The sequence below is a fragment of the Synechococcus sp. L2F genome (assembly GCF_024345695.1).
Lineage (GTDB): Bacteria > Cyanobacteriota > Cyanobacteriia > PCC-6307 > Cyanobiaceae > MW101C3.
On the sequence record NZ_JAGQBP010000002.1, the window covers coordinates 741704 to 760012 of the forward strand.

Consider the following 18309-nt stretch of genomic DNA (forward strand, 5'->3'; position numbering starts at 1 on the left):
AGGAGGGGGGAAACGGCGCGACCGACGGCGGTCCGTGGTCGTGGTGCCGGCCCGCTGGCGCAGCCTCCCTCGGGAAACTCCAGCATGGGTCGGCTCGCGGAGCCTAGGTTCCGTTCCATCCGCTGTTCTGCTCAGGGGAAACGCCATGAATGCGGCAGACCTGGCCCGAAGTCCGGAGATGGCCCACGCCATCGCCTCCGCCGCCGCCCTGTTCCGGCGCCATTTCCCTGATGCCCGCGCCAATCTCACCCCCTGGCGCGACGACCCCGACACCCGCCGCTTCGAGGAGCAGGCCTCGGTTGACCTGGCCTTCCACTTCCCCGGCTGGAGCCCCCGCCTGCAGTGCCGCAGCCTGCTGATGCAGCTGCGCCTCGCCGAGGCTCCGGTCGCCGGTGGCGGCGGTACCCCGCGGCTGCTGGGGGTGCTGCTCAGCGGCATGACCTTCCAGGGCGAGCAGTGGCGGCTCGCCACCGTGGGCGACTGGGAAGCGAGTGGGGTGAACCTGCCCCAGCCCGAGGTGGCGGAGAAGCTGCGGCTCGTCTGCCGCGACCTGTTCGCCCTGCTGGGCGAGGGGCCAGCCGCCGCCGCCAGCGACGAGGCCGCTTAACCCTTCGCAACCTGAGCCGCCCGTGCCGGCAGCACGGCCCTAACTTGTTGGCCACGACCTACGGCACACCGGCTTCTATGGCTGTCGCCCTTGCTTCACAGTTGCGCGAAGGCACCAAAAAGGCGCACACGATGGCCGAGAACACCGGCTTCGTCACCTGCTTCCTCAAAGGGGTGGTCGACAAGATCAGCTACCGCAAGCTGGTCGCCGACCTCTACTTCGTGTACAGCGCGATGGAGGAAGAGATCGGCGCCCTCAAGTCTCACCCGGTGGTGGGGCCTATCGCCCACGACGCCCTCAACCGCCGCAGCGCTCTTGAGGCTGATCTTGCCTTCTACTTCGGCGCCGGCTGGCGTCAGCAGGTGCAGCCCACTCCGGGCGCCCAGAAGTACGTGGAACGCCTTCATCAGGTGGCCAAAGAATCCCCCGAGCTGCTGGTGGGTCACCACTACACCCGCTACATCGGCGACCTTTCCGGCGGCCAGATCCTCAAGAACATCGCTCAGAAAGCGATGAACCTGGGCGAACACGATGGCCTGCGGTTCTACGAATTCGATGCCATTCCCGATGAGAAGGCCTTCAAGGCCAGCTATCGCGAAAGCCTCGATCAGTTGCCGATTGATCAAGCCACGGCCGATCGCATCGTGGAGGAGGCCAACCACGCCTTCCACCTCAACATGGTGATGTTCCAGGAGTTGGAAGGCAACCTGGTGGCCGCCATCGGCAAGGTGCTGTTCGGCTTCCTCACCCGGCGCCAGCGCACCGGCAGCACCGAGGCCGTCGCCGCCTGAGCCGGCACCGGCCCTCCCCTGCGCCAGAGTCAGCGGCGGCTGCCAGATCGCCTTTGCGCCCCCTTCGCTTCCTTGTGCCCGGCACCAGCGGTCGCTTCCGCTGTGGCGGTCTTCAGGTTGAACTGCAAACGGCCCGCCTCACCGCTTCAATCGTGCCCACGGAGGTGGTCACCTATCGGCGAAAGGAACCCGGGAGGCCTTATCTGGCCGATCTGCTTCGCCAGGAGCGAGCACCCGGTTCGGCGCTTTGGATCGTGAGCTGGGGGTTTGACGTGCCCAGGCAGCTGCGTCTGCTACGGGGTCGGGCGGTGGCGTATCACGCCCATAGCACTGGGTATGGCTTTGATTTGCCCGCTGGCGTGCCGGTGTTGGCGGTGAGCCGCAACACGCTCGGGTACTGGGGAAATCGGGCGCCACGCAACCCGCTGTTTCTGGTGCCAAATGCCATTGATGCAAGCTGGGGGGACGACGACAGAGTCGCCGATCCGGCCCTGGTGGCCCGGCGCCCTATTGATGTGCTGGTGCAGGCTCGCAAGAGCAGCGCCTACGTGCTGCAGCAACTGGTGCCGGCCTTGCGGGCCCAAGGCCTCCGGGTTGAGGTGCAGAGCGGCTGGGTCGACGACCTGGTGGGCTTGTTTCGCTCCGCCAAGGTGTATCTCTACGACTCGGCCGATTACTGGCGCAGCGAAGGGCTCAGCGAGGGCTTCGGACTTCCACCAATGGAGGCACTTGCCAGTGGCTGTGTGGTGTTCAGCAGTGTCAACCATGCCCTGGCTGACTTCCTTGACCCGGGGGCGGTTGGCCACCAGATCGGCTTTGGCACACTCCAGGCCGACCTAGAGCGAATCATTGCTGCGGCTGCTGATCCGGGCCGTTGGCAGGCAGACCCCGCCCAATGCAACAGGCTGTTGTCCATGTTCTCGGAGCAGGAACTGAGGTACCGCTGGGCAGAGGCCCTCAAGTCCATCGACCAGCATTGGGACCGGCTGTCATCCCGCACTCCGCCGCTGCGGAATCCCTCGCCCGCGAGCCTGGAAGCCATGAGGATCCTCTCCAAGCTGCGCAGCCTCACAAGCCGCTGGCGTGGACGATCGGTTCTGTGACTGGCTTGGACGCAGGCACCCTGTCGGATGTGACCGATAAGGTTATCGGGCCATTGAGCAGAGTCTTCGATTTCAGTGAAGTTGAGCCTCCCTGCCGGGCTGCAAAGCCAGACGCTGGCCCAACTGGGCCGATTATTGTCATTTTTGCCAAAAAAGCGTCTGCAGGGTCTGATCGCTTTGCTGGTGATCTCTTTATTGGTTGGCCTGCTGGATCTGGTTTTCGTTGGGCTTCTGGCTCGCCTTGTGGGTGCCTTGAGCGGGGTCAAGCTGCCCGACAGAATTCCACAGATCTGGTTCTTTGGCGGCGGTAGAGCCTCTCAATCACTTTGGATGGTGAGCATCCTAATTGGATTGATTTGGTTGTCAACAGGCTTAAAGTTTCTCACTGCTGCACTCCAGAGTTTCCTCAGCGCGCAGATTTGGTCGGATTACGGCAATCGGATCTATGCAAATATTCTGATGCAAGATTACGAGTACTTCCAGGCTCAAAAGTCTGCCCACCTTCTTGCGCGTCTCAACCGTATCCTCAGCAAAATATCTGATGACATCATTCTGCCTATGCTGTCAGTGATTTCCAGCGCATTATCTGTTGGTGTACTTACGATTGGTGTCGCAGTTGTCCTGGGCCCTGTTGCGATCATTCTCTTTGTCACTCTCGTTGCTGCCTACGCCTCGGTGTCGGCACTGCTGATTGCACCCTTAAGGCTTGCCTCCAAGCAGAAGCTGCGGTTTGCGTTGAGAATCAACTCGTTGCTGGTCGAATCTATTCGTTCAATCCGTGATGTTCAGCTATATGCGGCCGAGCAGCGATTCATCGACAAGTTCTGGTCCATTGGAATCACAGGAAAACGTTACGACAGAATTTCAAAGCTTCTGCCTGATATTCCTCGCTATATCATTGAGCCGGCCGGAATCACGATGCTCTTCGCGATTGGCCTTATTCCCATCTTGTTGGATCCAGATAGAAAGCTGCAGCAAGCCTTGCCTGCATTGGCAGCTGTCATGTTTGCAGCCTTGAGAATCTCAGCTCCAATCCAGTCGATTTTTCGATCTGTCAACCGGTTTCGAGGCAGCCTTCCAGATATCTCGGATGCCTTACAGCTGCTGGATCTGAAGGCGTCACGGGCCACTCTTCTAAGCCCGGGTACCCCCTCTCCTGCTGGGGTGATGCCTAAGCACACAATCAGACTGAATGATGTTTGGTTCCGTTATGCCAGTTCGGAAGATTGGGTGATCAAAGGAGTCAACATCACGATCCCCATTGGCTCAAGGGTTGCTTTGGTCGGCAAAACTGGTGGAGGTAAATCCACCACCGCCCACCTCCTGCTTGCCCTCTATAAGCCGCAAAGGGGATGCATCGAGCTGGATGGGATCGAGTTGGCTTATGAAGAAACGCCAGCTTGGCAAGCTTGCTGCGCGATGGTCCCTCAATCGATTGTTCTGCTCGATACGAGCATCCGTGAAAATGTTGCTTTTGGAGTGGATGAGGAAGAGATCAATGATTATGCCGTTTGGGAGGCTTTGGAAGCTGCTCAGTTAAATGAGTTTGTCTCTGAGTTGCCATATGGACTCTATACAATGATCGGGGAAAATGGTTTGCGACTCTCCGGTGGACAGCGTCAGCGCCTCGCCCTTGCAAGGGCTTTTTACAAGAAGGCCAAGGTACTCGTTCTGGATGAGGCGACAAGCTCTTTGGACAATAAAACTGAGAGCAGCGTTTTAGACTCGCTTGAGCTGATCGGTCGTAGATGCACCACAATTGTGATTGCACATCGCTTAAGCACTGTTAAGAACTGCGATCGAATCTATGAATTTGCGGATGGGATGATTAGAGCCTACGGAGATTATCAACAGCTTCAGGCCAGGTCGGAAACCTTCAGGGAGCTTGTTTCGCTAGACAATGGCTGACATCACCCTTCTGGCCACTGCAGATTGGGATCAACTACTTTGGACCAATAAGCAACACGTCGCTTCCGAGTTGGCTGATCTTGGTCATCGAGTTCTTTATGTCGAGTCACTGGGTTTACGTGCACCGCGCCGTCAGGCTCAAGATTTTGGCAGAATTTTCCGTCGTTTAGTCAAGGGCTTGATGCCGCCACGGCAGCAGAAGCCCAACCTCTGGGTTTGGTCACCATTGGTTTTGCCTGGGGTTCGTGGTCAACTTGCCACTCGGATCAACCGATTGATCTTGCTTGGCGGTCTGGCTCTGGCTCGGCGCTGGCTGGGGATGCGAGCGGAATTGTTATGGACTTACAATCCAAAGACCCTTGCTTATGGGATGCCTGGTCCGTATGCAACTCTGGTTTACCATTGCGTAGATGACATCCAGGCTCAACCGGACATGGATGATCTGGATCTCTCCGCGTGGGAGGAGCGTCTTTGTCGGGCTGCTGATCTTGTCTTTGTAACCTCTCCTGCCCTTCAGGAGAGTCGTCGTAAGTATAATCCTAATACATACTACTTTTCAAACGTTGCTGACTACAATCACTTCGCGCAGGCACTTGAGCCTGATCTTGAGATTCCTCGCGATATTGCCATCATCCCCCAACCTCGAATCGGCTTTGTGGGGGCCATAAGTGCGTACAAGCTTGACCTTGACTTGCTTGCCAAGCTTGCAGAGGCGTCACCAAGCTGGTCCTATGTGATGATCGGTCCCGTTGGTGAGGGTGATCCCAGTACCCAGCTTTCCGGCTTGCTGGATTGTTCTAATGTTTACTGGCTTGGCGTCAAGTCCTATCATGATTTACCTGCCTATATGAAGGGTCTTGATGTGGGCCTTCTGCCGCTTCGCTTCAACAGATACACCCGCTCCATGTTTCCCATGAAGTTCTTTGAGTATCTGGCCGCCGGGCTGCCGGTTGTGGCTTCGGCCATTGATGCTTTGGAGAGTTATCGCCCGTTTGCTGCTCTTTGCGAGCCAACAGTGGATTCATTCCTCGCCGCTCTGCATAACAGTCTCAAGGGCCTGGGATGCCCGCTTGAGGCGCGTATCGAATGTGCCGCTCAGCATACCTATCATCGCCGTACGCAAGCCATGCTTCGTTATCTTCCTAACATTGCCTCGGTGGAATGATCGAACGCAATCAAGTTTGGAATTTGCTTGTTTGCCTGCCCAATCTGCTCCTGTCGCGTCTTTGGGCCATTCAGGGCTATGACGGCATTCTTCCCATTGTGATCACACTTCATTCCTTCACTGAAGGACGCAAGCCCGCGCTGGGTTTGCTGGTGATCTGGATGGCTATCCGCTTGACCAATCAGATGGTTGCCAAGTTTAGGACACACTCCTTGCAGCCTCCGCTGGAAGCCATTCTGTTGGCTCTTCTGCTCGTGAACACTCGCTTGATTGTTCTCCGTGAGGATATTGATGGGCCTACGACCTTCCTGTTGATTGCCATCGGCTTCATGATCGGTGCCAGCCAGAGCTTGCGCGCATGGAGGTTGTCATTCGGATGGTTGGCGCTCACCCCCTTGCTGCTGATGGCCTACTTTTTGCAGCATCATTCTGCCGCAAGCTTCTGGAGCATATCATATGTTAGAGATGTGTACGAGGCGACCATGGATGGCCATGGAGGCATCAATCGTTTTGCCACGATCCTGATGCTTCTTACGCTCAGTTCGGCCAGTTACTCATTGCTCTCTCGATCGTTGCTCGAGCGTCTGATCGGCACCACGGCAGCAGTTGTTGGTTATGCTCTCTGCGTGAGCACGGATTCCCGCCTTGCCCAGATAGCTCCGCCAGTGGCTCTTTTGATTGGTTGGGTAGCTGCACGCTGGAGGAGGGGCTCCACAAAGTTTCTTTCCGTTGTGTTTGCCACCGCTGCCATGGCTGTCATGGTCATTGGGTCGTGGTGGTTTTTCTTGGCCCCTGATGCGAACATCAATCAGTCTTCGGATATGGGTAGGCTGAGAGCGGGGGCATGTTGGCTGTCGTTGATGTTTACTGGGGCGAATCGGTTTCTTTATGGTGTGGGCTACGGCCCACAGGCAAACGATATGTGCAGCCACCTGAGGGAGGGAGGTGGATTCGGCCATGCTCACAACACGATCGCTCAGATCGGTGGCCAGCTTGGTGTGCTTGGCCTATTGGCATTTCTGATTGTGGTGATTCTCGTCTCCATGGGTCTCAGGCGACAATTCCAGAGCATTGCGTCCCGATGTGACACAACGCCCTCACACCTTGTGTTTTTTCAAGTAGCTGTTTCCCTCAACGTGTTGCTCCTGCTCAACACCCTCGCCACTACCATCTATCGCACCAATCAAGTCACCCAGTGTTTGATCGGTTTCCTGGCGGCCACGTCGCTGTGCCTGTTCAGTGCTCCCGCGGAAGCCACCCTCACCTCTGAGCCGTCAGTAGACAGTTCACTGACAGCCGACCCAATCCCGTGAGGCACTCAAGCCATCAATGATCCAGCCCAGTAGGCGGCGAATCCGCACTTACCTGCCTGAGTGGGTTCTGGCTTGGGTGACTGTAGCGATAGCTGCCGGGTTACGTTGCTTCGGCAGGCGGCTTGCAGCCTATCAGCTCTTGATGCGGTTTCTGGAGCGGTGGCCCCGCAATCCTGCGGTGCTTGCCGCGATTATTCCTCAGGCAATGGCTCGGAATGATTATTCCTTTGCCGTGTGCAAGATTGAGGATCTATGGCTTAACTCAGGCCACACGCATTATCTTCATCGCCTTCTCTTTCGCCGGTCAATGCGGCCTGGTGATCTGAAGCAGCGACTGGCTCTGTTTCAGTTGATCGCTGCCAGCAGCAAGCTTCCTGAGCACTATCGCTGGTATTCCTTGATCATCATTGCTTACCAGGCGATTGCAACTGATGATTTCCCACTGATGGAGCATACGGCTGCTGATCTGGAGCGGCTGGTCCAGCAGCTGTTGAGCGATCCAGGCGTGTTTGTCTGCCAGCGCGCCAACCGGGAAAACCGAGCAAAGCTGCTGGTTTCGGTTTTCACAGCACTTTCTCGATTGTATCTGTCTCTGGGGAGTATTGATTCCTTCGAGTCTGTGGGGATTCGAGTCTCTGTCATCATCGACAGCGTTGACCTCGCGGCCATTGATCCCGATAGCGCCTACAGATCTACCCGTAATCTGATGCGATGCCTGGCCATTGAAGCCCTTCAGGCTTGGCACCAACAGGATGCTGAGCGGTGGCGGCTCGCCTGTCATCGATTGCGCCGAGTCCACGACCATTGCCACAGGCCTTGCTTTGATGCCAGCAGTGCTCAGGAAGATCACCGTGGCTTCGCCAGGGAGATGCTTGGGGCAGTTGCAACAACAGATGGCACGGGCTGGTTGGTTGCGAAGGAAGATGAGCAGATCCATCACTTGATCACTCTCATCATCAAGACCACGTTTGAGCCACGTTTCCTCCCCAAGATCAGAGTTATGTTTGCTTCCTACCTGGCTCCGTCGCAATGACAGTGCGTGTGGCGTTCTACATCGACTCTCTCAAGACTGGTGGTGCTGAACGCGTGACGCTGCGGATGGCGCAATGGTGTCGCGAGGCTGGCTATCTTCCTGTTGTCCTCACGCGGCGGCAGGCCCGCCACGACTTCTACCCCCTCCCTGAGGGTGTTTTACGTGAGGTTGAAGCCCCTGATCCAGCCTGGGTGGCTGCCTTGGGCTGGCTGGGATTCCCATGGAGGGTGCTGACGTTACGGCATTGGCTACGCCGCAACCGAATCGATATCGCCATTGGGATGACTACCCTTCCAGCGATCAAACTGATCCTGGCGGTATGGGGTCTGCCGCTGAAGTGCTGGATCTCTGAGCGCAACTATCCACCCGCCAAGCCCCCGTCTCTGCCATGGCGCCTGCTGCGATGGCTCACCTACCGCAGGGCTGACCTTCATCTCGTGCAGACCCATCAGACCGGTGATTGGCTCAGGCGGCATCTGGGCGCCACGCCACAGCTGTTGCTGCCGAATTCGGTGAGCTGGCCGTTGCCTTCATTTGTGCCTCATGTGGATCCAGTCACTGTTCTTGGTCCTTGTCTCCGACATGACGATTCAGGCACTGCTGGGCCTCCACCCGCCCTGCTTCTTGCAGTTGGAACCAAAGCGTTTCAGAAAGGCTTCGATCGCTTGGTGAGGGCGTTTGCGTTGATCGCTGACGACTGCCCAGGGCTCCACCTTGTGATAGCTGGACTCACCATCAAGCCCTACCGCGGTAGGGATCAGGTGGCCGACCTACAGTCCTCGCTGCCCCCCTCCTCGGCAGCCATGGGGCGCGTCCACTTTCCAGGGGTGGTGGGAAACATTGGCGACTGGTATTCGGCTTGCGAGATGTTCATCCTGCCCTCCCGTTTCGAAGGCTTCCCCAATGTTCTTCTGGAGGCCATGGCCTCGGGCTGCGCCTGCGTGGCCTGCGACTGTCCGACCGGCCCAGCCGACCTGATCCGGGATGGGGAGAACGGACTGCTGTTGCCCGAAGCAGCCTCGGATCTGGAGTTGGCGAACGCCATCACCACCCTGCACCGGGATGCCCGCTTGCGGCGCCGCCTGGGCCAGGCAGCTCAGCACGTGCGTGAACAGTTCAGCGACGCACAGCTCGCACAACGCTTCATCGAGGCCCTCAATGGCTGACGACCTCTGGATCGTGCTGCCCCATCTGGGTCCTGGGGGTGCTCAGAAGGTCGCCATGCTGGCCGCTGCCCATTTCGCCGGGCAGGGCTACCAGATCACGGTTGTCTCCCTGCTGCCGGATCCGACCCCGGTGCACGCGGTGCCGGCGGGGGTACGGCTGCTCGACCTTGGCGCCGCCGTCGCGGCGGCCCGCCGCGGCGATTGGTGGAACCGCTCCCTGCTCGCCCGCGGTCGCCGATTCCTCAAGCTGTGGCTGCCGCGCCTGGCGTCCTGGTTCCTGCTCATCACCCTCTGGCCCTTGCTCCGGCGGTTGCGCCCTCCCCAGGGCGCCGGCCTGCTGCGTTGGCTGGTGCGCGGGGTGGGCGGGCCCCAGGCCTCCTTGCTGCGGGAACGGGTGCTGGCGGAGCGACCACCCCGGCTGCTGGCCCTGCTCACCAAGACCAACATGCTCGCCTGCCAGGCCTGCTGGGATCTGCCCCTCCACCTGGCCGTGTCGGAACGCAACGATCCCCGCCGGCAGACCCTTGGCTTCCCGTGGCAGCGGCTGCGGCGTCTGCTTTACCGACGCGCCGATGCGCTCACCGCCAACACGCTCGGGGTGCTGGCGACCCTGGAAACCGATCTGGGCCTCACCCAGGCTCGCCTGTTGCCCAACCCCCTGCCGCCCGGGATATCCCTGGCCGGTGCAGGACGGCCCGACCTCCAACCGTCGAAGGTTTGTCTCGCCGTGGCTCGGCTGGTGCCCCAGAAAGGACTCGATCTGTTGCTGGAAGCCATGGCCCGAGTGTCACCAGCCTCGGGGGAGTGGCGCTTGGTGGTCGTGGGGGATGGTCCGGAGCGTGGGGCCCTGGAGGAGCAGGCCCGGTCCCTGGGGATCGCAGCCAAGGTTCGCTTCGAGGGCTTCCAAAGCACCGTTCTTCCCTATCTCCACCAGGCCAGGATCTTCGTGTTGCCCTCCCGGTTCGAAGGGATGCCCAATGCCTTGCTGGAGGCGATGGCCACCGGTCTGCCGGTGATCGTGACGGATTCCTCCCCGGGGCCGCTTGAGCTGGTGGAGCACGACCGCACCGGTCTCGTGGTGCCGGCCGAGAACCCCGGGTGCCTGGCCGAAGCGATCGAAGCCCTGCTGTCCGATGAGCGGCGTTGTGCACGGCTCGGGTCAGCAGGCCGTCAGCGGCTGGCATCGCAGGAGTGGACGGAAATCGAGCCCCTGTGGCGGTGGGCTCTGAACCTGCCCGTCGCAGCGCCGGAGCCCGATGGCTGAGCGGTTGCTGCTCCTGGTGCCAAGCCTCAGGGCACCCTCGGAAACCTTCATCAGGGCCAACGCCACCGGGCTGCCCTTCGACACGGTCGTGGTCTGCGCTGACGAGATTCCCTGGTCAGGCCCGCCGCTGCGGACGGCCTACGGCCTTTCGATTGTGGTCAGCAAGGCGCTCCATCGGCTGGCACCGGCTCTGCCCAGATGTCTGGCGCAAGCGGTGAGGCGGTTCGGCACCTGGCTGCCCTCCCGGCTGGTGAGCAGGATCTGCCGAACAGAGCAACCCGTTGTGGTGCTGGCGGAGTTCGGCTTCCATGCGGTGCAGATCATGGAACTGGTTCCGGCCACCGGCCTTCCCCTGATCGTGCATTTCCGGGGGGCCGATGCATCCGCCCACCGCTACCTGTTCCACCTGAAGGAGCGCTACGAGCGGTTGCTGGAGCTCTCGAGCGCAGCTGTGGTGAAGTCGGAGATCATGCGCAAGACGGTGTTGGGTCTGGCCCACAGACGAACAAGTCCCCTCCCCGTGCTGGTGAGTCCGTCCGGGGCGAATCCAGCCGTGTTCCACGGAGCCGATCCTGCCGCGGCCCCCCCCCTGTTCCTCAGTGTCGGTCGGTTCGTGGCCAAGAAGGGTCCGCTGCTCACCCTGGCCGCCTTCGCCCTGGCTGCCAGGGACTTGCCAGAGCTCCAGCTGGTGATGGTCGGGGAGGGGCCCCTGCTCGCTCAGGCACACCAGCGGGCCATCCAGCTGGGCATCGCCGAACGGGTGAGGTTTGCCGGCCTGCGGACGCCTGCCGAGGTGGCGGAGTTGATGCGCCACAGCAGAGGCTTCCTCCAACACTCGCTCACCGCCCCCGATGGCGACCAGGAAGGCTCACCCGTAGCGGTGATGGAGGCCCAGCTGAGCGGTTTGCCCGTCGTGGCCACATGGCATGCGGGGATCCCGGACGTGGTGATCGACGGCGAGACAGGGATCCTGGTGCCCGAGGGGGACTGGAAGGCGATGGGGAAAGCGATCAGCCGCCTGGCTGCTGACCCCGCCTTTGCCGAAAGGCTCGGCAATCGAGGCCGCCATCGATGCCTGACCAGGTTCACGACGGGCCATCACCACGACCAGTTGGCCACCCTTCTGAGCCGGTGCGCAGAGAGGCCGGGCCAAAAGGAATAGGAAGGTTCGGGCAGGTCCACAAAGGAGGGAGCGTGAGTTGGCTGTCAACCGGAAGCCCAACCGGGTCAGGAGGATTCCCTGTCCCCAGCCCGTTCGCTGCCAGGTTCTGGCTCCGCCAACTTGATTGGCCAACCCTGTGAGCTGAATCTGGTATGGAAACGACTTAGATGTTGCGTTTGTCGATCATGTCGGCCAACATGGCAAACATCAGGATGTTGAGAGCTGCAAAGCCAATGAGGATCGTCTTATCTGTGAGATTACGCAACACAAAGGCATCATAGAACAGGCTGAGAATGAAGCAGATGCTCAGCGCCACCACGAGCGGCAAGAGAAGCCGAAGTGGAGCAAAGTACATGCCAGTGCGGCTAATCAGATGAACGAAATTAATGGTGTCCTTGATTGGCTGAATATGGCTATTGCCGATTCGACGCCGATAGCTGATCGGAATGTAGGCAACATCGAAGTTGTTTCGCAGCATGCAGATCGTTATGGTGGTTGTAAAGCTGAATCCGTTCGGCAGTAATTCCAGGAAGCGCAAGGCAACATCCCTGCGGAAAAAGCGAAAGCCAGAATTTATATCTGGCACATCCTGGCCAGAAAGAAAGGAAACCCAAGGAACCAGGAAGAGTTTAGGAATCGTGCGCAGCTTCGAATACTCGACATCTTCGGCAATGCGTGCACCCACGAGCATGTCGTGGTCCGCGGCTTCATCGACCAATTCAGGAATCAGCTCATTCGGGTAAGTGCCGTCGGCATCGGTGATGCAGATCAGTTCGGAATGGGACCGGCGGATGCCGGTTTTCAGAGCAGCCCCGTAGCCACGGTTTCGACTATGGCCAATCACTCGCATTCGCCGGCTGCCATACAGATTCTCCAGCTCACTAAGAATCTCAGCGCTGCCGTCGTTGGAGCCGTCGTCGACCACCATCACCTCCACGGCCTTGAGTCCGCTGGTGTCAATGGCAGCCAGGATTTCCTCCACCGTGCGGCGAATCGCACCGGCTTCGTTGAAACAGGGAATGATCACCGATACCGAGGGTGACTCCATGGTGATGCCATCATTCCGATCCCGCTCTGGCGACCGATCTTCCTGGCGTGCATTAAGGATTCGGCTCGTTTCCGCTTGGTTCAAGGATCTCCATCCAACGTTGAAGGGATGCGACGATGGGGCAGAGTTTTCGCTGAACATGCGATTGCCCTGGCTCACCAAGGTTACGGGTCTGCGTTGGGCATCGGTTCTGGCGGCTGTGGTGGGGGTCCTGATCTGCTGGTTGCTTCTGGAGGCCGGCCAAGAGATTCGGCTGGAGCCGGTGGGAGGCGATGCGCGACAGAACCTGCATGCTGCCTACAACTTGGTGGTTGGCGGCACCTATGGCTTTGAGGAGAATCCAGCGATCCCAGGGTACAGGCGTGAACCCCTTCCAAACCTGATTCTCGCATCCGTGCTGTCACTCTCCAAAGGCCCTGGTCTGCCTCAGCCATTCTCCCGTTTCCTTGAAGACCCTGGTCTCCTGGAGCAGGCGTTGAAGGTGAATCTCCTGTACGCACTCATGCTGTTCGCGGGGCTCTGGTGGCTCTGCTGGTTGTTGTTTCGACCGCCCTGGCTGGCCCACATCGTTGCTATGGGTGTGCTGCTGGGTAGCTGGTCCTTTTTGGTTTCATCCGAGCTTGAGAACTTCAAGACGGAGTTACCGGCAGCTGCCTTCTTCGTCCTGAGTGCAGTGCTGTTGGTGTTGGCCCGACGTCGACCTGGCGCCCCCCTTGCATTGCTCGCTGGCGGTGGGATTTCGCTGGTGTTGCTCACCAAGGCTTCCGGCCAGTACGTCTGCATGATTGCCGTTCCGGTGATCCTCGTGCTGATCATGCGAGAAGCGCAGCGGAGGCATCAGAGGCCCTTCGTATGCGCCACTGCTCTGTTACTGGGAATCTGTCTGTTCACTGTGCCATGGATGACTCGCAACTTTCTTCTCTTCAATGATTTCGCCCTGGCACGCGGAGGTGCCGATGTGCTGCTCATCCGTGCCAGTTACAATAAGATGACTGCCGATGAGCTTCGAGGCGCCTTCTATGCATTCTCGCCAGAGCGTCTGCGCGAGGACCTGTTTGAACCCTTTCTCGGCTTTGCCCCGAGTCAGCTGGAATGCGATGGCTCACTACAGCGATTCACACGCAATCTCCCCTGTGACCAGCGTGCAATCACCGCTGGCCGCTTGGATGAGGTCGTGAGTTTCTATCAGGTTGGGAAGCGCGTGGTGCCCGCAAAGCTCAAAGCAAACCTTCCTGTCGACCAACTGTCTGATCAGGAAAATGCTCTCAAGAAGATCGCTGTTCGCAACATTCAGGCCAACAGCCTTCGTCATCTGCTTGTTACCCCAGCTTTCCTTTGGAAGGGTATCTGGTCCTTCGCTCACGCTTACAGCTGGAGCACCACGATCCTGAATGGGGTGGCAATGCTCTCCCTGGTGTTCATGCCTTTGCTTGGGCTCTGGCTGCGGAAGCCTGACTGGATCCTGATCTCACTGTTGCCCGCTGGCTACTTTTTGTTCTACGGACTTTCAACCCATTTTTTGATTCGTTATTCCGCTCCTCTGATCCCCCTCAGCCTGGTTGCCTTGGCACTGTTGCTCCATCATCCCTTCGCGTCGCAGCTGGATCGTCGGACGATGGCTTTCGGTGATGGCATGGCCCCCTAGGCTCAACCCGTGAGCTTCCTAGCCGGCCTCAACGACGCCCAGCGCCGGGCGGTGGACCACCACAACGGCCCGCTGCTGGTGGTGGCCGGTGCCGGCAGCGGCAAGACGCGCGCGCTCACGCACCGCATTGCCCACCTGATCGGCCATCACGGCGTCGATCCGCACCAGCTCCTGGCCGTCACCTTCACCAACAAGGCGGCGCGGGAGATGAAGGAGCGGCTGGAGCTGCTGCTGGCCCAGCGGCTCGCCACCAGCCAGTTCGGCCAGCCGCTGAGCACCCTCTCGCCGGTGCAGCAGCGTCAGCTGCGCACCCGCATCTACCGGGAGATCACCAAGGAGCTGTGGATCGGCACCTTCCACGCCCTGTTCGCGCGGCTGCTGCGCTTCGACATCGACAAGTACCGGGATCCCGAAGGGCTCACCTGGACCCGCCAGTTCTCCATCTACGACGAGGGCGACGCCCAGACCCTGGTGAAGGAGATCGTCACCCAGGAGCTGGGGCTTGATCCCAAGCGCTTCGAGCCCAAGAAGGTGCGCTGGGCGATCAGCAACGCCAAGAACCAGGGCTGGCTGCCCGAGCAGCTGGAGCAGGAGCAGCAGGGGCAGCGGGGAAAGATGGTGGCGGATGTGTACCGCCGCTACCGCCGCGCCCTGGCGGCCAACAACGCCCTCGACTTCGACGACCTGCTGCTGCTGCCGGTGCAGCTGCTGCAGACCAACGAGCAGGTGCGGCACTACTGGCACGGCCGTTTCCGCCACGTGCTGGTGGATGAATACCAGGACACCAACCGCACCCAGTACGACCTGATCAAGCTGCTGGTCACGGGCGGCCGCGACCCCGGGCAGTTCGACGACTGGGGCCAGCGCTCGGTGTTCGTGGTGGGGGATGCGGATCAGAGCATCTACAGCTTCCGCGCCGCCGATTTCACGATCCTGATGGGCTTCCAGGACGACTTCGGCGACAAGGCCAGCGACGAGGCCACCCGCACAATGGTGAAGCTGGAGGAGAACTACCGCTCCACCGCCACGATCCTGGAGGCGGCCAACGCCCTGATCGCCCACAACAGCGAGCGCATCGACAAGGTGCTGCGCCCCACCCGCGGCGAGGGGGAGCCGATCGTGGTCACCCGCTGCGACGACGAGATCGCCGAGGCCGAGGCGGTGGTGCACCGCCTGCGCATGCTCGAGGCGGCCCACCCGGAGCTGCGCTGGGGCGACATGGCGGTGCTGTATCGCACCAACGCCCAGAGCCGGGCGATGGAGGAATCCCTGGTGCGCTGGGGCCTCCCTTACATCGTGGTGGGGGGTCTGCGCTTCTACGACCGGCGTGAGATCAAGGATGTGCTCGCCTACCTGCGGCTGCTGGTCAACCCGGCGGACAGCGTCAGCCTGCTGCGGGTGATGAATGTGCCGCGCCGCGGCATCGGCAAGACCACCGTGCAGCGGCTCAGCGATGCCGCCAGCCAGCTGGGTCTTCCGCTGTGGGAGGTGGTGAACGACCCCGAGGCGGTGCGCTCGCTGGCGGGCCGCTCGGCGAAGGGGCTGCTGCAGTTCGCCGAGCTGATCGGCGACCTGAGCCGCCGCGTGCAGGACGCGCCCCCCTCGGAGCTGGTGCAGCGGGTGATGGAGCAGAGCGGCTATGTGGCCGAACTGATCAGCGAGGGCACCGATGAGGCGGAGGAGCGGCGGCGCAACCTGCAGGAACTGGTGAACGCGGCCCTGCAATACCAGGAGGAGAACGAGGAGGGTTCGCTGGAGGGTTTCCTGGCCTCCGCCGCCCTGGCCAGCGACGCCGACAGCAAGGACACCGAGTCCGATCGCGTCACTCTGATGACCTTGCACGCCAGCAAGGGGCTGGAGTTTCCGGTGGTGTGCCTGGTGGGGCTGGAGCAGGGGCTGTTCCCCAGCTACCGCTCCCTGGAGGATCCCGCTGCCCTGGAGGAGGAGCGGCGCCTCTGTTATGTGGGCATCACCCGCGCCAAGGAGCGGCTGTTCCTGTCCCACGCCAGCGAGCGGCGGCTGTGGGGCGGCATGCGCGAGCCGGCGGTGCCGTCGGTGTTTCTCTCGGAGCTGCCGCCGGAGCTGGTGCAGGGCGATGTGCCCCGCAGCGGCGGTGCGGCGCTGCGCCGTGAGCAGCGGCTCGACCGGCTCACCCGAGTCGACCGGGACGACAACCCGCGCAGCGCACAACGGGCCGGGGGCGGCGCTGCTGACGGCGGTGGTTCTGCTGAGCCGGTCAATGCCGTGCGCCACCGCGCCCCGGCGCGGCTCTGGGCGGTAGGTGACACCCTGCACCATGCCAGCTTCGGCGACGGGATCATCACCCACCTGTTCGGCAGCGGTGAGAAGATCTCGATCGCGGTGAAGTTCGAGGGAATGAGCGCCAAGATCCTCGATCCCCGGCTGGCGCCGATCAAGCCGCGGTGAAGGAGAGCCGCTATCCAACGGAGATCAAGCAACAACGCCGGATCTTGCTGGTCGTTCTGCTTTTACTGATACTCCTCTGCTCGAGGGGCGTGTTTCAAGCGTACTCTTACTGGCACGATGAATTGTTCTCCATTGGGGCTGCCAATGCTTCCTCGTGGCATGTCTTGTTCAAAGAATGGATTCTTCCTGATACCCATCCCCCCCTTCATCTGACCCTCCTGCGGCTGTGGGTCGACATGTTTGGATCTGGTGAGATCCCGACCCGCTTTCTGAGCCTGATTCCTGCCTGGCTGAGCCTGATCGCCATTGCATGGACCACGCAAAACGGCGGTTTCGCCCGCCAGATCATCGCGATCCTGTTCCTCGGAACAAGCCCCCTCTTCAGTCTTTATGCCCAGGAAGTTCGACCTTATTCCTGGACTCTGCTTTTTGCCACAGTATCAGTGGGGGTCATGACCATACTCTGGCGGTCTCAGCAGCAAGGGCCTTCGGTTCACCTGCCAAGAGTTAACGCTCTGCGCCTTTGTTTTATCGTTTCCCTGCTGCTGCTTTCTCTTAGTCATTACTTCGGTTTTTTCTACGCCCTCACGCTCCTGGTGCTGGATGTCCTGAGAGGGGCGCCATGTCTTGGTCGTCGTCGCTGGGGCCTAGCTCTCCTGCCGGCACTCTTTGCTTGGCCGTTGCTTCATGTCTTGGTCGGTGGCGCAGGTGGCGGAAGAACCAGTTGGATTGTGTCTCAGCCGGTCATCGGTGTGTTCAGCACCGCGATGAATGGAGCCTTTCCAGCCTTTCCTGCTGCAGTGGTCGTGATCGTGCTCGCCATGCTGATTTCAGCGGTTGGAAGCCAGCGGCGATCAAGAGATAAAGACAGAGGGCTTCAGCTAAGGGATAGTGTTCGTGGTTCCAGTGAAGCCTGTTGGTTGTTGTCTGGAGCGGCGGCATTTTTAGGGCTCATCAGTTTGATCGATCTGGTTAAGCCACTCGCTGTTGAGCGATATTTTATTGTGCTTCTCCCTTGCTTCGCCCTCGCTTTGGGGGATGTGGGGCAACGTCTGATTGCCTCAGGTAGTCCTTATGTAAGACGAACAACAGTGTGTGTCTTGGCCGTTATTATTAGCATGCATTTCTGGCACTCCCAGGAAGTGCTTTCTGCCAAGATTTATCCCCTTCAGAACTACAAGTATTTGGCTCGCTTTATTGGTGAAACAGGGGTTTGTCGGCAAGGTTGCACAAGCGTTTCTGCTAAAAAGCATAGGCTGGTGCCCTATTTTGATTCCATTCCTTTGCAGCGTGTTGATCCCGAGGGAGTGAATGGTTTTTCTGCTGTCATGCTGCCTTTTGTTGGTCTGCACGGGGATAAAGAGTTGATTCAGCCACTGCTTGCGGCCCATTCAGGAGCATCGTGTTGGGAGCCTCGCCAATTCACAGCATTAAGTACCTTCATTGTGATACCAGAAAGTGCACATGTGCGGCCGCAGTCTTTTGGGCTTCGGCAATGTGTCCAGTCCAAACACCGCGATGCATGATTTCAGATGCCTGGCGTCTATAGGTATGCGTGTGGATAAACTTTGATCCCAGCATCGACACGGGATCGATTGTTTCACTCCCCACAGCGTGTTTCCCGAACGCTACGCATTTCCCAGTGATGACGACTCGCCCGAAGCTGCTCCTCATCCG

14 protein-coding genes are annotated in these 18309 nt (G+C 59.9%); 13 read left to right on the forward strand and 1 reads right to left on the reverse strand.

From position 1 onward, the window contains the following. Positions 1–145 precede the first annotated feature (145 nt). The 10 genes from KBZ19_RS08505 (at position 146) to KBZ19_RS08550 (ending at position 11512) form a co-directional block, all read left to right on the forward strand. Positions 146–607, forward strand: coding sequence for a hypothetical protein (locus KBZ19_RS08505; protein WP_094513741.1), 462 nt, complete (start codon positions 146–148; stop codon positions 605–607). A gap of 77 nt (positions 608–684) precedes the next feature. Then, positions 685–1398, forward strand: a complete 714-nt coding sequence (locus KBZ19_RS08510) for a heme oxygenase (biliverdin-producing) (RefSeq protein WP_094513739.1) — start codon at positions 685–687, stop codon at positions 1396–1398. Between the two features lie 53 nt (positions 1399–1451). After that, entirely contained in the window at positions 1452–2501 is a 1050-nt protein-coding gene (locus tag KBZ19_RS08515; RefSeq protein WP_255100589.1) for a glycosyltransferase, read from the forward strand. Positions 2502–2582: 81 nt separating this feature from the next. After that, the gene (locus KBZ19_RS08520; protein ID WP_255100590.1) at positions 2583–4409 is read left to right on the forward strand and encodes an ABC transporter ATP-binding protein; all 1827 of its coding nucleotides are present in this window, start codon (positions 2583–2585) and stop codon (positions 4407–4409) included. Continuing rightward, positions 4402–5574 carry a glycosyltransferase gene (locus KBZ19_RS08525; RefSeq protein ID WP_255100591.1) on the forward strand — a complete coding sequence of 391 codons (1173 nt, stop codon included), beginning with the start codon at positions 4402–4404 and terminating at the stop codon, positions 5572–5574. Before KBZ19_RS08520 ends, KBZ19_RS08525 begins: the two co-directional genes overlap by 8 nt. After that, on the forward strand, positions 5571–6887 hold the full coding sequence (locus KBZ19_RS08530; protein ID WP_255100592.1) for an O-antigen ligase family protein: 1317 nt from the start codon (positions 5571–5573) through the stop codon (positions 6885–6887). The genes KBZ19_RS08525 and KBZ19_RS08530 overlap by 4 nt, the downstream gene beginning before the upstream one ends. A 142-nt stretch (positions 6888–7029) precedes the next feature. Then, the gene (locus KBZ19_RS08535; protein WP_255100593.1) at positions 7030–7920 is read left to right on the forward strand and encodes a hypothetical protein; all 891 of its coding nucleotides are present in this window, start codon (positions 7030–7032) and stop codon (positions 7918–7920) included. Positions 7921–7928: 8 nt separating this feature from the next. Further along, entirely contained in the window at positions 7929–9086 is a 1158-nt protein-coding gene (locus tag KBZ19_RS08540) for a glycosyltransferase (protein WP_315856338.1), read from the forward strand. After that, the gene (locus KBZ19_RS08545) at positions 9079–10350 is read left to right on the forward strand and encodes a glycosyltransferase (RefSeq protein WP_255100595.1); all 1272 of its coding nucleotides are present in this window, start codon (positions 9079–9081) and stop codon (positions 10348–10350) included. The genes KBZ19_RS08540 and KBZ19_RS08545 overlap by 8 nt, the downstream gene beginning before the upstream one ends. Further along, positions 10343–11512 carry a glycosyltransferase gene (locus KBZ19_RS08550; protein WP_255100596.1) on the forward strand — a complete coding sequence of 390 codons (1170 nt, stop codon included), beginning with the start codon at positions 10343–10345 and terminating at the stop codon, positions 11510–11512. Before KBZ19_RS08545 ends, KBZ19_RS08550 begins: the two co-directional genes overlap by 8 nt. 163 nt (positions 11513–11675) lie before the next feature. Here KBZ19_RS08550 and KBZ19_RS08555 read toward each other — a convergent pair whose 3' ends face one another. Continuing rightward, the gene (locus tag KBZ19_RS08555) at positions 11676–12644 is read right to left on the reverse strand and encodes a glycosyltransferase family 2 protein (RefSeq protein ID WP_255100597.1); all 969 of its coding nucleotides are present in this window, start codon (positions 12642–12644) and stop codon (positions 11676–11678) included. 61 nt (positions 12645–12705) lie between these two features. Between KBZ19_RS08555 and KBZ19_RS08560 the strand changes: the two genes are divergently transcribed. The 3 genes from KBZ19_RS08560 to KBZ19_RS08570 are packed head-to-tail and all read left to right on the forward strand — an operon-like array spanning position 12706 to position 18158. Then, entirely contained in the window at positions 12706–14205 is a 1500-nt protein-coding gene (locus KBZ19_RS08560) for a hypothetical protein (RefSeq protein ID WP_255100598.1), read from the forward strand. A 9-nt stretch (positions 14206–14214) separates the two neighbouring features. Continuing rightward, complete coding sequence (locus KBZ19_RS08565; RefSeq protein ID WP_255100599.1) at positions 14215–16632, forward strand: UvrD-helicase domain-containing protein; 2418 nt, start codon at positions 14215–14217, stop codon at positions 16630–16632. Continuing rightward, positions 16629–18158 carry a hypothetical protein gene (locus KBZ19_RS08570; protein ID WP_255100600.1) on the forward strand — a complete coding sequence of 510 codons (1530 nt, stop codon included), beginning with the start codon at positions 16629–16631 and terminating at the stop codon, positions 18156–18158. Before KBZ19_RS08565 ends, KBZ19_RS08570 begins: the two co-directional genes overlap by 4 nt. Positions 18159–18309 lie beyond the last annotated feature (151 nt).

What these genes read in the sequence shown, in the direction of transcription:
- KBZ19_RS08510 (WP_094513739.1), top strand. Translation starts at nt 685, where the DNA reads ATGGCTGTCGCCCTTGCTTCACAGTTGCGCGAAGGCACCAAAAAGGCG.
- KBZ19_RS08530 (WP_255100592.1), top strand. Translation starts at nt 5,571, where the DNA reads ATGATCGAACGCAATCAAGTTTGGAATTTGCTTGTTTGCCTGCCCAAT.
- KBZ19_RS08550 (WP_255100596.1), top strand. Translation starts at nt 10,343, where the DNA reads ATGGCTGAGCGGTTGCTGCTCCTGGTGCCAAGCCTCAGGGCACCCTCG.
- KBZ19_RS08545 (WP_255100595.1), top strand. Translation starts at nt 9,079, where the DNA reads ATGGCTGACGACCTCTGGATCGTGCTGCCCCATCTGGGTCCTGGGGGT.
- KBZ19_RS08525 (WP_255100591.1), top strand. Translation starts at nt 4,402, where the DNA reads ATGGCTGACATCACCCTTCTGGCCACTGCAGATTGGGATCAACTACTT.
- KBZ19_RS08535 (WP_255100593.1), top strand. Translation starts at nt 7,030, where the DNA reads ATGCGGTTTCTGGAGCGGTGGCCCCGCAATCCTGCGGTGCTTGCCGCG.
- KBZ19_RS08505 (WP_094513741.1), top strand. Translation starts at nt 146, where the DNA reads ATGAATGCGGCAGACCTGGCCCGAAGTCCGGAGATGGCCCACGCCATC.